This window comes from Streptomyces aurantiacus (assembly GCF_001418335.1).
GTDB lineage: Bacteria > Actinomycetota > Actinomycetes > Streptomycetales > Streptomycetaceae > Streptomyces > Streptomyces aurantiacus.
Genome location: NZ_LIPP01000099.1, coordinates 21,094 through 35,989, shown reverse-complemented (window position 1 = coordinate 35,989; position 14,896 = coordinate 21,094). Strand labels below are relative to the sequence as shown.

The window sequence follows — 14,896 nt, the reverse complement described above, 5'->3', positions numbered from 1 at the left end:
CGGCCCACACCTCACGGAAGACGCCATGACCACGTTCAAGGCCCAACCCGCGCCGCTGGAGCCCTTCTTCGTCGACGGCCGGTGGATCGCCCCCGGCGACCGCCGGACGTTCCCCGTCCTCGACCCCGCCTCGGAGACCGTCCTGAGCCGGGTCGCGCAGGCCACGCCGCAGGACGTCGACGACGCCGTGGCCGCGGCCACTCGGGCACACGAGGACGGCCGCTGGCGCGGCCTGCCGGTCGCCGAGCGGAGCCGGGTGCTGCACCGGATCGCCGAGCTGATCGAGGAGCACGCCGAGGAACTGGCGGTGCTGGAGACCCGGGACAACGGCAAACCCGTCGAACGCTCGCGCGCCGACACCGCGATGAGCGCCAGGACGTTCCGCCACTTCGCGGGCGCCCCCGCCCGGCTGACCGGCACGGTCGTGCCCCTGGATCCGGGACACCACGTCTACACGGTGCCCGAACCCGTCGGGGTGGCCGCGCTGATCCTGCCGTGGAACTTCCCGATCATGACCGGCTGTTTCAAGCTGGCCCCCGCACTCGCCGCGGGCTGCACCGTCGTGCTCAAGCCCGCCGAACAGACCCCGCTGACCATGCTCCGCGTCGCCGCCCTGTGCGCCGAGGCGGGACTGCCGGCCGGAGTGCTCAACGTACTCACCGGCGACGGCGAGGTGGGCGCCGCGCTCACCGCGCACCCGGGGGTCGCCAAGGTGTCCTTCACCGGCTCCACCGAGGTCGGCAAACTGGTGATGAGCGCCGCCGCTCCCACCGTCAAACGCCTCACCCTGGAGCTCGGCGGCAAGAGCCCCAACATCGTCTTCGCCGACGCCGACCTCGACGCCGCCGTCACCACCGCCGTGCGGGCCGCCTTCGGCCACTCCGGGCAGATGTGCACGGCCGGCAGCAGGCTGCTGGTCCAGCGCTCCGTCCTCGCGGAGATGGAGGAACGCCTGGCCGACGCGGTGCGCAAGGTCCCCGTCGGCAACGGCCTGGACGGCGGGATCACCGTCGGCCCGCTGGTCTCCGAGGAACAGCGCACCCAGGTCCTGTCGTACGTCGAGGCCGGTGTCGCCGAGGGCGCGAAACTGGTGACCGGCGGCCACATACCGGACCGGCCGGGCTACTTCGTCGAACCGGCGCTGTTCACGGACGTCACCAACAGCATGCGGATCGCCCGCGAGGAGATCTTCGGCCCCGTGCTGGGAGTGATGGCCTTCGAGGACGACGAAGAAGCCGTCGCCATCGCCAACGACACCACCTACGGGCTCGCCGCCGGCGTATGGACCAGGGACCTCTCCCGCGCCCACCGCACGGCAGCGCGGCTGCGCGCCGGAACGGTGTGGATCAACACCTACAACATCTTCGACCCGGCGCTGCCCTTCGGTGGACTCGGCGACTCCGGCCTGGGCCGGGACCTGGGCGACGACGCCCTGTACTCCTACTGCGAGCGCAAGGCGGTGGTCGTCGCACTATGAGTACCGACACGACCGCGAGTACCGACACGACCGCGAGTACCGACAGGACCGCGGTTCCCGTGCCCCCGTCGGCGCCCGGCAGGCCTGCCCTGGATGTCGCCGCACTGCGCGCCGCCACCCCCGGCATGCGCCACGCCCACCACATGAACGCCGCCGGGGCGGCGCTGCCCAGCACGGCGACGCTGGCCGCCGTCACCGACCACCTGCGCCTGGAGGCGCTGCTCGGCGGCTACGAAGCGGCCGAGGCGCTGGCCGACCGCACGGAGCGGGTGTACCACTCGGCGGCCCGGCTGATCGGCGCCGCGCCGCAGGACATCGCCCTGGTGGACAGCGCCTCCAGCGCCTGGCAGCGGGCGCTCGGAGCCCTGCGGCTCAAGGCGGGCGACCGGGTTCTGGCCTCTTCCTCCACCTATGTCAGCTCCGCCCTGCACCTGCTGGAGATGCGGGACTCGCACGGCATCGTCCTTGAGGTGCTGCCGGCCGACGCGAGCGGGCAGGTGGACCTCGGCGCACTGGAGATCGCCCTGCGCGAGCCCGCGGCACTCGTGACGACAGCTCATGTCCCCACGTCCTCCGGGCTGGTGGAGCCGGTGGCCGAGGTGGGCGCACTGGCCGCCCGCGCGGGGGTGCCGCTGCTGCTGGACGCGACGCAGTCGCTCGGCCAACTCCCGGTCGACGTCGAGGAGATGCGCTGCGCCATCGTCGTCGCCACCGGCCGCAAGTTCCTGCGCGGGCCACGGGGTACGGGCCTGCTGTACGTCGGTCCGGAGCTGCGGGCGCGGGCCAGGCCCGCCGCTCCGGACGTACGCGGTGCGCAGTGGTCGGCGGCCTACCGGTACGAGGTGATGCCGGGGGCGCGGCGCTACGAGACGTGGGAGTCCTCCCACGCGCTGCGGCTGGGCCTGGGCACGGCCCTGGACGAGGCACTCGACCTCGGTGTCCCGCTGATCCACGACCACGTGACGGCCCTGGCGGAACGGCTGCGGACCGGGCTGGCGGACGTACCGGGAATCCGTCGGACCGATCCGGCGGCGGCGGCCTCGGGCATCGTGACGTTCCTGCGCGAGGACGAGGACCCGCGCCGGACCGTACGGGACCTGCGGGCCACCGGATTCCGGCTGACGACCGTTCCCGCCTCGCACGGGCAGTGGGACCTGGGCAGGCGCGGCCTGGACCGGGTCGCCCGGGCCTCGCTGCACGTATACAACAGCGCGGACGACGTGGACGCGCTCATCGCCGCCCTGACCGCACGCGAACGGCGCCGCCGGGGAGCGCGGGAGGCGACGTCCGGCACCCCGTCGACCAGCACCAGCACCAGCACCAGCACCAGCACCAGCACCAGCACCGGCACCACCCCTGTTCCGGGGGCCGCCGGCGACCGGGCCGATGTGATCGTCGTCGGGGCCGGTGTCCACGGCTCGTCCGCCGCCTGGCAGTTGGCGGTCCGCGGCGCGAGCGTGATCCACCTCGACCGGTTCCCCGCCGGTCACACCGAGGGCTCCTCGCACGGCAGGACGCGGATGATCCGGCGGGCCTATCCCGCCGAGGTCTGGGACGGCTTGGTCGACACCGCCTACGGCGCCTGGGAGGACCTCGAAGCCGCCTCCGGGCAACGGCTGGTGACGACCACCGGGGGCCTGTACGCCAGGGCGGTGGACACACCGGGCACCCTGCGCGGCCCCGGCTGCGAGACCGTGGACCACGTCCGTGCCGCGGAACTCTTCCCCGGGCTGCGCCTGTGCGAGGGCTTCTCCGCGGTCCACGATCCGGCCGCCGGTGTCATCGACGCCCATGCCACACTCACCGCGCTGGCGGCGCTGGGCCGCGCGCACGGCGTGGACCGGCGGGACGGCTGCGCCGTGCTCGGCTGGCGCCGGGACGGCGAGGGCGTACGGGTCGACACGGAGCAAGGCGTCCTGCACGCGGACCGGCTGGTCGTGTGCGCGGGCCCCTGGACCGGCGAACTGCTGCCCGCCTTCGCCCGGTCGCTGAGCGTGGTGCGGATCGTGAACCTGCACCTCGGCTCCTCGCGGCGCCACCTGCTGGAGCCGCCGCTGCTGGGCGCGTTCTCCGTCGACGTCCCGGACGTCGGCCTGCTGTACGGCATCCCGGCCTTCGGCGGAGCCGGCGTCAAGATCGGCCTGGACCACGGGCCGCCGGAGGACCCGTCGGTGCCCGCAGGACCGGTCACCGAAGCCGAGCGGGACCGGCTCCTCGGTCTGGCCTCGCGGTTCCTTCCGGCGGCCGACGGGCCGGTCGAGGAGACGATCACCTGCCGCTACACGATGGCGCCGAACAACCGGTTCGCCGTCGGCCGACTGCCGGGCGAGGACAGGGTGTTGACGGCGGCGGCCTGTTCCGGCCACGGCTTCAAGTTCGGGCCCGCGCTGGGCGCCGCGCTCGCGGATCTGGCGGAGGGCAAGGAACGGGCGGACCTGGACTTCCTGTCCCCGGACGCGATGGGCATCACCGCCCGGCCCGGCCCGGGAGCCGCGCGATGACCCCCGGCGCCCGGCCCAACGGCCGGTCAGCCGCGGAAGACGGTGGCCGACCGCTGTTCGTACCAGCGGGCCAACTGCTCGCCCGCGCTGATCACATGGGCCTTCATCTCACTGCGGGCCCGCTCCGCGTCCTCGGCGGCGAGGGCCTCGACGATCCGCTCGTGTTCACGGATGTTGTCCTCGCGGTGGCGGGGGTTGTCCTGGAGGACGAGGGCGGAGACGTTGCGCGGGAAGGCCTCGTTGACGTCCTTGATGGCACGGGCCAGACGCCTGTTGCCCGCGACGGTGTGGATCAGGGTGTGGAAGCAGTCGTTCGCGGCGGTGGAGGGCGAGGAGCCCTCGCCGGCCGGCGAACCGCCGCTGACCGTGCGTACTGTCTCGTTGGCCTCGCGCAGCTCCCGCAGCACGTCGGGGGTGACCGCGCGGACCGCCCGGACGCAGGTGAGCCCTTCGAGTTCGGCGCGGACCTCGTAGGCCTCGCGGACCTCCCAGGGGGCGGGGACGCGGACCACGGCGCCTCGGTTGGGCAGTACCTCGATGAGGCCGCCCGCCTGGAGCTGACGCAGCGCCTCCCGCACGGGGGTGCGGCTGACGCCGAGCAGCTCCGCGAGCTCGACCTGGCGCAGCTGCGACCCGATGGGGATCTCGCCGGAGAGGATGCGCGCGCGGATCGCGGCGGCGGTGTCGTCGACGAGTGCCTTTCCCTTGCCGGCGGGCGAGTCCGCGTCGGGGAGCGGGGCGGTGTCCATGAGGTCTCCGTCTGATCGGCACAGCTTATGTATCCAATGAACTCAATGTATCCATTCTAGAGGTCGCAGGATCCAAATCTCGCGATCCGTGCAGATGAGCGGAGCACAACCATGCACAACCCGCCCGGAAGCGTCAGCACCCGTGTCCACGCCCGGCGTGCGCGCACCCACCCTCTCGACCCGCTGTCTCCCGCCGAGATCGACGCCGCCGTCGCCGTGGCGCGCGCCGACGGCCGGCTCGGGGAGCGGACCAGGTTCTGGGGCGCGGTGCTCGACGAGCACTTCGCCCGCGAGGTGATGGCCGGTCTGCACGCCGCGGGCGAGGTGCGGGTGGGCCTGGTGGCGATGGACCACGACCTGCCCGGCGCCTGGGAGATCGATGTGCGGCTCGGTGCCGAGCCGCGCTGCCTGGAGTGGCGGCCGGTGGACATACGACGGCCGGGCATCACCTCGACGGAGGCCCGCGCGGCGGCCAGGGCGTGCCGGGAGAGCCCGCTGTTCCGCGAGGCGCTGGCCCGGCGGGGCATCCACGACGTGTCGTTGACGGTGATCGACGCCGAGTCCATCGGCGGCTTCGTGCCGGAGAAGTACAAGGACCGCAGGATCACCTGGGGTTCGGTCTGGCACCGCGTCCAGGAGGACGACAACGCCTATGTGCGCCCCGTGCAGGGCGTCATCCCCCTCATCGACATGGCGACGATGGAGGTGCTGGAGGTCGAGGACCACGGCGTCGTCCCGGTCTCCGAGGAGCCGGGACCGCTGTCGGCCGGCGGGTTCGGCCCGGACCGCGAAGGGCTGAAGCCCCTGGAGGTGGTGCAGCCCGAGGGGCCCAGCTACACCGTCGACGGGCACCGGGTCAGCTGGCAGGGCTGGGAGTTCCGCGTCGGCTTCACCCACCGCGAGGGCCTGGTCCTGTACGACCTCGGTTTCCTGGGGCGCTCGGTGCTCAAGCGGGCCGCCTGCAACGAGATGTACGTCCCCTACCTCGACCCGAGCTCCACGCAGTTCCGCAAGAACTTCTTCGACTGGGGCGAGTACGGGGCCGGCCCGCTGACCAACTCGCTCGCGCTCGGCTGCGACTGCCTGGGCGTCATCCACTACTTCGACGCGGCCTACCTCGGGGGCGACGGCGCCGCCGAGGAGGTCTCCCAGGCGATCTGCCTGCACGAGGAGGACGACGGCATCCTCTGGAAGCACAACGACCTGCGCCGCGGGGTGAGCGAGGTGCGCCGCTCCCGGCGGCTGATCATCTCCAGCTTCCAGACGGTGGCCAACTACGACTACGGCTTCTACTGGTCGCTCTACCAGGACGGCAGGATCGAGCTGGAGATCAAGCTGACCGGGATGCTGTCCGCCTCCGGCATCGAGGAGGGCGCGGAGGTGCGGCACGGCCGGGTGGTCTCGCCGAACGTCCAGACACCCACGCACCAGCACTACTTCGGCCTGCGCCTGGACGCCGCGGTGGACGGCCCGCTCAACCGCCTGGTGGAGGAGAACGCCCAGGCGGAGGACGACCCGCGCCACGACCCGTACGGCAACGCGGTCCGCATGGTGCGCACACCCCTGCTGTCGGAGTCGGGGGCCGCCCGCCGCACGAACCCGGCGACGTCCCGGCACTGGCGGGTGGAGAGCGCGCAGCGGCAGAACCGCTACGGCGAGCCGACGGCGTACCGCCTGCAACTGCCCAACACCACCCGGCCGTTCGCGCGACCCGAGTCGGTGATGGCCCGCCGTGCGCCCTTCGTCCACCAGCACCTGTGGGCCACGGTCTCCGACCCCGCCGAACAGTACGTCGGGGGGCAGTACCCGAACCAGGCGGAGCCCGGCGAGGACGGCGTACAGGTCTGGCAGCGCAAGGACCGCTCGCTGGACGGGGCCGAGCTGGTGCTGTGGCCGGTCGTGGGCAGCCATCACTTCCCCCGGCCCGAGCAGTGGCCGGTCATGCCGGTCGACCGGGTACGGCTGGTCTTCGAACCCGACGGCTTCTTCGACCGCAACCCGGCCATGGACATCCCGGACCCGTCGGCCGGCACGGACCACTGCTGCGCCGGCTGACCAGCCGTCATAAACCAGCCTGGACCCTGTCTGGCGGGAGATCTCGGCAGATAACACACAAGATCCCGGTTTCATGTGCTCGTAACACCCGGGACACGGCTCGGACTCGCGAGCCGGACACGATGATTTTGGATCCAATCAAGACGAGATTAGATCCATTCCCTCAGAGGTTTCAGAGGAACGGCGCCCCAAGGAGGCCCTCATGCCGGATCAGTCGCAGGGATCGCCCGCACTCCGCCCGGCCGGACCGCAGGTGTCCCGCCGCACCATGCTGCGCGGCGCCAGTGTCCTCGGCGTCGGAGTGGGCTTCGGACTGACCCCGCTGCTCACCGCCTGCGGAGTGGCCGACGGCGGGTCCGAGGAGTCCGGCGGTGGATCCGGCAAGGGCGGCACCCTCACCCTGGCGATCGACTCCACCAGCGCGGTCAACGACCCCGCCTTCTACACGACGCTGGGGGACTGGATGGCGGTGGACTGCATCTGCCGCGGCCTGACCTTCATCTCCTTCGAGTCCAACGAACCCACGCCGGACCTGGCCAAGAGCTGGCAGATCTCCGACGACCAGCTCACCTACACCTTCACCCTCCGCGAGGGCGTGAAGTTCCACGACGGTACGACGCTGTCCTCCGCCGATGTCCTGGCCAGCCTGAACCGGCAGTTCGACCCGGAGAACAAGACCCTGCCGAAGGGCGCGTCCAGACCGCTCGCCTCCCTCGGCAACAACGTCGCCTCGCTGACCGCCGAGGACGACCTGACCGTCGAGCTGGTGCTGAAGGCGCCCGACCGGACCGTCCTCGCCCAGCTCTCCGACATCGGCGGCCGGGTCATCTCCAAGGCCGCCCTGGACAAGTACGGGTCCGGCATAGGCAAGCACCTCGTCGGCATCGGCCCTTTCAAGTTCGCCTCGGCCACCTCCGGCCAGTCCGTCACCCTTGAGGCCTTCGACGACTTCCGGCTCGGCCGGCCGCCGATCGACCGCCTGGTCCTGCGCCAGGTGCAGGACCCCTCGGCGATCGTCAGCTCCCTGCTCAGCGGGGACGTGTCCGCCACCCAGTTCACGCCCTACTCGGCCGTCGAGCAGCTGAAGTCCGACCCCTCGGTCACCGTCCACGACACCAAGGAGGGCTTCGACGCGATCCTGATGATCGACGCCCGGCGCGTTCCCGAACTGAAGGTGCGCAAGGCCATCAACCTGGCCATCGACCGCAAGGCGATCGTCCAGCAGGCGTTCTTCGGTGTGGCCAGCGAGCCCGACGGCTACACGATCCCGCCCGCCCAGAACGGCTACGACACCGGCCTCGCCGACCTGAGCACGAAGAACCTCGCGCAGGCGAAGAAGCTCCTGAAGGAGGCCGGAGCGGTGGGCAGGGAGCTGGGGCTGATGGCGGCCGGCGACTCCTGGCACCCCAAGGCCGCGCAGATCGTCAAGCAGAACCTGGAGGACGCCGGGTTCAAGGTGAAGACCACCTCCGTCGACCCCGCCTCGTACTTCAGTCGGCTCAGCGACGGCAAGGACGACTACCACGACCTGATGATCTGGGAGCGCAACTCCTACGTCCCCGACCCCAACAACATGGTCGGCTCCATGGCCAACCCCGCCGGCCTCTACGGCAGCACCATCACCGGCCTGGACACGCTGGACGGCGTCGACACCCTGGCCGAGGACCTGCTGGTGGCCAAGAACCTGCCGGTCGGCAAGAAGCGCACCGCCGCCTACTCCAAGATCCAGCGGCGCTGGGCCGAGGAGTACATGGTGATCGCGATGCTGGCCTGCTCCACCAACCTGGTGGTCAGCGGAGCCGAGGTGAAGGGCATCAACACCGCCGCACTCGGAAACCACCGCTGTTTCATGGAGAAAGCCAGTGTCTGACCACACGGGTACGGGTCTCGATGCCGGCCGTACGGGTCCCGGCCTCGGTCGCGCGAGTTCCGGCAGGTGGGCGGCGAGACTGCGGCAGCGCGGCATCGGTACGTCCTGGCCCGCGATGGTGTCCTGGGTGTTCCTGGTCGCGATCGTCCTCATCGCCCTCGTCGGACCCCTGCTGATCTCGGCCGACCCGGTCCGGCAGACGAATGCGGCGCTGCTGCCGTTCGGCTCGCCCGGCCACCCGCTCGGCACCGACGACCTGGGCCGGGACGAACTGGCCCGGCTGGTGCACGGGGCGCGGCCGCTCCTGTTCGTGGCGTTCGCCTCGACCGCGCTGGCCGCCGTGGTCGGCACCGGCGTCGGCCTGCTCGCCGGCTACGCGGGCGGCGCCGTCGAACAGGTGCTGATGCGCGCCGTCGACCTGGCCCTGGCCTTCCCCTCCATCCTCCTGGTCATCCTGCTGGTCGCCGCCGCCGGACCGGGCACCACCAGCCTCGTCATCGGGGTCGGCGTCTCCCTCGCCCCCGGCTTGGCGCGGCTGGCCCGGGCGCTCGCGGCCAGGGAGACGGCCCGGGACTACGTCGTCGCCGCCCGGCTGGGAGGCACCCGCACGCCGCGCGTCCTGGTCCAGGAGATCCTGCCCAACATCGCCGGGCCGATGGTGGCCCAGATCGTCATGACCCTGTCGGTCGCGGCCGGCTTCGCCGCAGGACTGTCCTACCTCGGCCTCGGCATCCAGCCGCCCACCCCCGACTGGGGCTACATGGTCCAGGCGGGCCAGGAGTTCCTCTACTCCGCGCCCCGCCTGGTGGTGCTTCCGGCGACCCTGACCCTGCTGTTCGTCGTGGCCTGCAACTTCGTGGGCGACGACCTGCGGGACGCGCTCGACCCGAAGGGCTCCGCATGAGCACGCTCCCGCTGCCGCGACTGCGGCGCCCGCACCGCCCCCGGTCCGAACGGGCCGACACCCTGTGGGCCATGTTCCGCAGGCTCCTGGGCATCCCGGTCGTCCTGTTCGCGCTGGCGACCCTGGTGTTCATCGCGATGCGCCTGCTGCCCGGCTCGCCCACCGCCTCCCTGGCCGGCGGCGGCACGAACCTGACGGCCGCGGAGATAGCGCGGAACCAGGCCCGCGCCGGTGAGGCGCTCGGCCTCGACCAGCCGCTGCTCACCCAGTACGGCACCTACCTCGACAACCTGGTGCACCTGCGCTTCGGCGAATCGTTCTTCGGCTCCAACAGCGTCCTTGGCCTGCTGGGCGACGCCCTCCCGGGCACCATCGAACTGACCCTGGCCGCGATGACCATCGCCGTGCTCCTGGGCGTGGTCACCGGCGTGATCGCCGCGCTGCGCAAGGGCACCTGGATCGACACCGCCACCCGGGCCGTGGCGACCGTCAGCTTCTCCCTGCCGTGGTTCGCGCTCGGGGTCATCGCCATCGTCGTCTTCGGCGTCTGGCTGCGCTGGCTGCCCGTGCTGGGACGGCTGCCGAGTTCGCTCGACTACCGGCCCACGACCAACTTCGTCGTCATCGACGCGATGCTGCAGAACCGCCCCGAACTGATCGGCCCCTGGATCCAGCACCTGATCCTGCCCGCCACCACCCTGGCGCTGTCCATGGCCGGCTACATCACCCGCATCGTGCGTGCCTCGGTCCTGGACGTCCTCGGCGACGACTTCGTCAGGACCGCCCGAATGAAGGGACTCGGCGAGTCCGCGGTGATCCGCCGCCACGTCCTGCGCAACTCCTGGCTGCCCATCGTGACGGTCCTCGGCCTGCAGTTCGGGTCCCTGCTGGGCGGCTCCGTGATCACCGAGACGGTCTTCTCCTACGGCGGCGTCGGCCGGCTGCTGGTGCAGGGCGTGCTCCAGCGCGACTACCCGGTGGTGCAAGGAGCCGCGCTCGCCATCGCCCTGCTGTTCGTCCTCGTCAACTACGCGGTGGACGTGCTCTACATGATCCTCGATCCCCGTATACGGAAAGGCTGAGCCGCATGGACATCGTGCTGGTCCACGGAGCGGGCGGACGCCCCACCACATGGTCGGAGGTCGAGCCCCTGCTCGCCGCCCGGGGACACCGGACGGTCGCCGTCACCAACCCCCTGACCTCCCTCGACGAGGACGTGGCCCACACCACCACGGTCATCGAGAAGTTCATCGAGGAGTCCATCGAGAAGGCGACAGGATCGCTGCCCGGAGGACCGCTGCTCCTCGTCGGCCACTCCTACGGGGGCGCGGTCATCACCAACGCCGGCCGGCACCCCGCCGTCCGCGGCCTGGTCTACATCGCGGCGTTCGGCCCCGACGAGGGCGAGACCGTCAACGGCATCGTCGAACGCTACGAACCCGCGGAGATCTCGGCGTTCATGCGGCGCGGCCCCAACGGGGAGTGGAAGTCGGAACCCAGCGAGGAGTTCTGGGCCGAGATAGGCCCCGACCTGTCGCCCGCGCAACGGGCCGTCGTCGAGGCCGAGGGACGCAAGGCGGAGAACCTCATCTTCACCCAGCCGACCGGGAAGCCGGCCTGGGACACCCTCCCCGCCTGGTACCTGGTCGCCGACGACGACCGCACCCTGCGCCCGGACGCGCAGCGCGACATGGCCGCCCGGATGAAGGCCGTCACCGAACACGTACCGGGCAGCCACTACACGACGCTCGTGCACCCACAGCGGGTGGCCGACCTGATCCACACCGCGGCCACGGCCGTGAGCGGCACGTCGTGAGCGGGCCCGCGCCCGCCGCACACGGCCAGGAGAGCCCGCCCGTGGTCCTGGAGATCCGCGGGCTGCGGGTCGGGTTCGACGTGCCGTCGGGCCGGCTGCCGGCCGTCGCCGGCGTTGACCTGACGCTGCGCCGGGGCGAGACGCTCGCGCTGGTCGGCGAGTCCGGCTCCGGCAAGTCCGCCCTCGCCATGAGCCTGGTCGGCCTCAACCGGGACCCGCGCACCCACATCAGCGGCGAGGTCACCTTCGGCGGCCGCAACCTGGCCGAGGCATCCGAGCGCGAACTGCGTTCGGTCCGGGGCAAGGACATCGCCGTCGTCTTCCAGGACGCCTTGGCCGCACTCAACCCACTGCACCGGGTCGGCGCCCAGGTCACCGAGATGATGCGCGCCCACCGCCGGATGCCGTACGGGACGGCCATGGACCGGGCCGTGGAACTGCTCGGCGAGGTCGGTATCGCCAATCCCCGCGCCAGTGCCCGTGCCCTGCCCCACCAGCTGTCGGGCGGCATGCGCCAGCGCGTGATGATAGCCATGGGCCTGGCCAACGACCCCGCCGTCCTGATCGCCGACGAACCCACCACGGCGCTGGACGTGACCATCCAGGCGCAGGTCCTCTCCGTGCTCCGGCGGGCGAGCGCCGACCACGGCACCGCCGTCCTGCTGATCACCCACGACCTGGGAGTCGTCGCCGAGGTCGCCGACCGTGTCGCCGTGATGTACGCCGGCCGCATCGTCGAGCAGGGCTCGCGCGACGAGGTGCTGTTCAACCCCCAACACCCGTACACCATCGGTCTGTTGGGCTCGGTGCCGCCGATCGACGGACCGGTCGCCGACCGGCTGCCCGCCATCCCCGGCAGCCCGCTTACGGGTGTGGACCGTCCCGGCGGATGCGCGTTCGCCGGGCGCTGCGCCTTCGCCGAGGACGCGTGCACGGAGCAGCCCGAACTGCGCCACCGGCACGGTGAGCCCGGCCACCTCGACGCCTGCGTCCTGCCCGACTCCGTACGCCGCCAGGCGCGCGGAGCGGGCCCGGACCCGCAGCCGGAGCGACCCGAGCGACCGGAGCAACTGGAGCAACTGGAGCAAGCGGCCGGGACGGAACGGGACTTGGTACGCAACGAGAAGGGGCGCTCATGACCTCGCCACCGGCTACCTCCGCCACCTCCGCCACCGAGGCCGACGGCCCGGTACCCGCGGCGCCGCCCGGCACGCCGCTCATCCGGGCCGAGAAACTGCGCGTCGAGTTCCGCGGCCGCTCGGGCGGCAAGGTCCGGGCGCTGCGCGACGTCGATCTGGAGATCCTCGAAGGCGAGACGCTGGGCCTGGTCGGTGAGTCGGGCTGCGGGAAGTCCACCCTGGGCCGGGCCCTGCTGCGGGTGATCGAGCCCGCGTCCGGCACCATCGACTTCCTCGGCCTGAACATCACCCGGCTCAGGGGTACCCGGCTGCGGCGCACCCGCGCCGACCTGCAGATGGTGTTCCAGGACCCGTTCGGCTCGCTCAATCCGCGGCGCAGGATCGCCGACATCGTCGCCGAACCGCTGCTGCGGGCGCGCGGCGTGAGCAAGGCCGAAGCCGGGCCGATCGTGGCGGAGCTGCTGGAACGCGTGGGCCTCGGCGCCGAGGCGGGCCCGCGCAGGCCGCACGAGTTCTCCGGAGGACAGCGCCAGCGCATCGGCATCGCCCGCGCACTGGCCTCCTCGCCCAAGTTCGTCGTGGCGGACGAGGCGGTCTCCGCGCTGGACGTCTCCATCCAGGCGCAGGTACTGAACCTGCTGTCGGACATGGTCCGCGAGCGCGGCCTGACCATGCTGTTCATCTCCCACGACCTGGGCGTCGTACGGCACATCGCCGACCGCGTGGCCGTCATGTACCTGGGCCAGATCATCGAGGTCGCGTCCCGCGACGACTTCTTCTCCGGCCCCGCCCATCCCTACTCCGAAGCGCTGCTGTCCTCGGTTCCGTCCCTGCGCCCCAGCGGGCGGCGCGAGCGACGGGTCCTGGAGGGCGAACTGCCCGATCCCGCGAACCCGCCGGCCGGCTGCCTCTTCCAGACCCGCTGCCCCTTCGCCGAGGCCCAGTGCCGCACCCGCATGCCGGAACTGCGGACCGTCGCACCCGGCCGCACCGTGCGCTGCCACCTGCCCCTGGTGACCGGCCCAGCGCTGCCCAGCCGAGCCCAGTCGAGAAAGGCTGATCCCGCGTGATCATCGACGCGTACAACACGACCCAGGACGTCCGGGGACGGTCGGACTACCTCACCGGCGTCCGCAAGGGGGAGGCGCCGCCGCCGTACACCCCGTTCGAACCCCGGCGCATCCTGGACCGGATGGACGCCGCCGGCGTCGACATGGCCATGGTCTGCTCGCTCGCCCAGCGCATCGAGAACGACTTCATCAGCTCCCTGGTCGCCGCCCACCCCGACCGCTTCTTCGGCTTCGGGCAGGTCCTGCCGCAGGCCGACGACGCCCTCGAAGAGATCGACCGCATGGCCGACGCAGGGCTGGTGGGCCTCAAGCTCCACCCCAGCCTGCACGGCTACCACGTCGCCGACCACGGCCTGCTCGACCCGCTGTTCGAGGCCTGCGCACGGCGCGGCCTGATGGTCCTGATCAACGCCCTGGACGACTCCTTCTGCGCCCCGCTGTCCATCGAGGAGATCGCCCGCGACCACCCCCAGGTCCCGACGATCATCGCCCACATGGGCGCCGTGTGGAACGTGCCCGAAGCGATCATCGTCGCCGAACGGCAGCCCCACGTGTACCTGGAGACCTCGGCGACGCTGATGAGCGACGTGAAGCGGGCCTACGCCCGGCTGGGTCCCGAGAAGATCCTCCTGGGCAGCGAGTGGCCCGGCTCCGACTTCGACCTGGAACGCATGAAGATCGCGAAGGCGATCCCGGACGACAAGGACCGCGCGCTCGTCGAGGGCGGCAACATGGCACGCCTGCTCGGGATCACCGAGTGAGCCCCGCACCGTCCGACACGGACACGGACACGGACACGGACACCGGCACCGCGACGGCGCCGGCGGCGCGGACCGGCGTCGCGCGCGTCGCCGTGCCCGCGTCCATGAGCGACGACGACGTCGAACTGCTCACGCTCGCCCAGGAGTTGCTGGCCCGCGTCTGGCGCGACGGCCGGCACGAGGTGGCGTCCGCGGTGCGCACGGCCGACGGAGCAGTACACACCGGCGTCCATCTCGAAGGCTCCTGCCGGCGCAGCTCCATCTGCGCCGAGGGTGTCGCCCTGGGAGCGGCCCGCGGGGCATATCCCGGCGGGCAGCCGCTGGACGTCACCTCGGTCGTCTCCGTCCAGATCAAGCCCGCCGGACAGTTCCGGGTGATCGCGCCGTGCGGTGTCTGCCGGGAACTCATCAGCGACTACAGCCCGGACGCGAGGGTCTGGATCACCACGGTCGAGGACAACGAGGTCGTTCCGGTCCAAGCCCTCGACCTGCTCCCGGACAAGAGCCGGCGCGCATGGTGACCCCCGACAGCGAACCAGGCAGCGAACCCGGCA

The 14,896-nt window shown here is 71.7% G+C and carries 12 protein-coding genes; 11 read left to right on the top strand and 1 reads right to left on the bottom strand.

Going from position 1 to position 14,896, the window contains the following annotated elements:
- Nucleotides 1–25 precede the first annotated feature (25 nt).
- Together AOK01_RS14470 and AOK01_RS14465 are read left to right on the top strand one after the other, a co-directional pair.
- Nucleotides 26–1,477, top strand: coding sequence for an aldehyde dehydrogenase family protein (locus tag AOK01_RS14470; protein WP_055511526.1), 1,452 nt, complete (start codon nucleotides 26–28; stop codon nucleotides 1,475–1,477).
- Nucleotides 1,474–3,978, top strand: coding sequence for an FAD-dependent oxidoreductase (locus AOK01_RS14465; RefSeq protein ID WP_055511524.1), 2,505 nt, complete (start codon nucleotides 1,474–1,476; stop codon nucleotides 3,976–3,978). Before AOK01_RS14470 ends, AOK01_RS14465 begins: the two co-directional genes overlap by 4 nt.
- Before the next feature lie 26 nt (nucleotides 3,979–4,004).
- Here the strand turns inward: AOK01_RS14465 and AOK01_RS14460 are convergent, their stop codons facing one another.
- A complete protein-coding gene (locus tag AOK01_RS14460) occupies nucleotides 4,005–4,727 on the bottom strand; it encodes a GntR family transcriptional regulator (protein WP_055511522.1) in 723 nt (240 codons plus the stop codon).
- 111 nt (nucleotides 4,728–4,838) lie between these two features.
- Between AOK01_RS14460 and AOK01_RS14455 the strand changes: the two genes are divergently transcribed.
- From AOK01_RS14455 to AOK01_RS14415, 9 genes are all read left to right on the top strand, one after another.
- On the top strand, nucleotides 4,839–6,782 hold the full coding sequence (locus AOK01_RS14455; RefSeq protein WP_055511520.1) for a primary-amine oxidase: 1,944 nt from the start codon (nucleotides 4,839–4,841) through the stop codon (nucleotides 6,780–6,782).
- A gap of 202 nt (nucleotides 6,783–6,984) precedes the next feature.
- The gene (locus AOK01_RS14450; protein WP_055511518.1) at nucleotides 6,985–8,652 is read left to right on the top strand and encodes an ABC transporter substrate-binding protein; all 1,668 of its coding nucleotides are present in this window, start codon (nucleotides 6,985–6,987) and stop codon (nucleotides 8,650–8,652) included.
- Nucleotides 8,645–9,556 carry an ABC transporter permease gene (locus AOK01_RS14445; RefSeq protein WP_245702256.1) on the top strand — a complete coding sequence of 304 codons (912 nt, stop codon included), beginning with the start codon at nucleotides 8,645–8,647 and terminating at the stop codon, nucleotides 9,554–9,556. The genes AOK01_RS14450 and AOK01_RS14445 overlap by 8 nt, the downstream gene beginning before the upstream one ends.
- Complete coding sequence (locus AOK01_RS14440) at nucleotides 9,553–10,638, top strand: ABC transporter permease (RefSeq protein WP_079103419.1); 1,086 nt, start codon at nucleotides 9,553–9,555, stop codon at nucleotides 10,636–10,638. The genes AOK01_RS14445 and AOK01_RS14440 overlap by 4 nt, the downstream gene beginning before the upstream one ends.
- A gap of 5 nt (nucleotides 10,639–10,643) precedes the next feature.
- On the top strand, nucleotides 10,644–11,372 hold the full coding sequence (locus AOK01_RS14435) for an alpha/beta hydrolase (protein ID WP_055511516.1): 729 nt from the start codon (nucleotides 10,644–10,646) through the stop codon (nucleotides 11,370–11,372).
- A complete protein-coding gene (locus AOK01_RS14430) occupies nucleotides 11,369–12,511 on the top strand; it encodes an ABC transporter ATP-binding protein (RefSeq protein WP_245702255.1) in 1,143 nt (380 codons plus the stop codon). The genes AOK01_RS14435 and AOK01_RS14430 overlap by 4 nt, the downstream gene beginning before the upstream one ends.
- Entirely contained in the window at nucleotides 12,508–13,581 is a 1,074-nt protein-coding gene (locus tag AOK01_RS14425; protein ID WP_079103417.1) for an ABC transporter ATP-binding protein, read from the top strand. Before AOK01_RS14430 ends, AOK01_RS14425 begins: the two co-directional genes overlap by 4 nt.
- Entirely contained in the window at nucleotides 13,578–14,342 is a 765-nt protein-coding gene (locus AOK01_RS14420) for an amidohydrolase family protein (protein ID WP_055511514.1), read from the top strand. The genes AOK01_RS14425 and AOK01_RS14420 overlap by 4 nt, the downstream gene beginning before the upstream one ends.
- Nucleotides 14,339–14,863 (top strand): cytidine/deoxycytidylate deaminase family protein, encoded by a 525-nt coding sequence (locus AOK01_RS14415; RefSeq protein ID WP_245702254.1) that lies wholly within the window; start codon nucleotides 14,339–14,341, stop codon nucleotides 14,861–14,863. The genes AOK01_RS14420 and AOK01_RS14415 overlap by 4 nt, the downstream gene beginning before the upstream one ends.
- Nucleotides 14,864–14,896 lie beyond the last annotated feature (33 nt).

Bases quoted from the DNA above. Each gene is read 5' to 3' on its own strand.
- AOK01_RS14440 (WP_079103419.1), top strand. From the start codon at position 9,553: ATGAGCACGCTCCCGCTGCCGCGACTGCGGCGCCCGCACCGCCCCCGG.
- AOK01_RS14450 (WP_055511518.1), top strand. From the start codon at position 6,985: ATGCCGGATCAGTCGCAGGGATCGCCCGCACTCCGCCCGGCCGGACCG.
- AOK01_RS14465 (WP_055511524.1), top strand. From the start codon at position 1,474: ATGAGTACCGACACGACCGCGAGTACCGACACGACCGCGAGTACCGAC.
- AOK01_RS14425 (WP_079103417.1), top strand. From the start codon at position 12,508: ATGACCTCGCCACCGGCTACCTCCGCCACCTCCGCCACCGAGGCCGAC.
- AOK01_RS14435 (WP_055511516.1), top strand. From the start codon at position 10,644: ATGGACATCGTGCTGGTCCACGGAGCGGGCGGACGCCCCACCACATGG.
- AOK01_RS14470 (WP_055511526.1), top strand. From the start codon at position 26: ATGACCACGTTCAAGGCCCAACCCGCGCCGCTGGAGCCCTTCTTCGTC.
- AOK01_RS14460 (WP_055511522.1), bottom strand. From the start codon at position 4,727: ATGGACACCGCCCCGCTCCCCGACGCGGACTCGCCCGCCGGCAAGGGA.
- AOK01_RS14455 (WP_055511520.1), top strand. From the start codon at position 4,839: ATGCACAACCCGCCCGGAAGCGTCAGCACCCGTGTCCACGCCCGGCGT.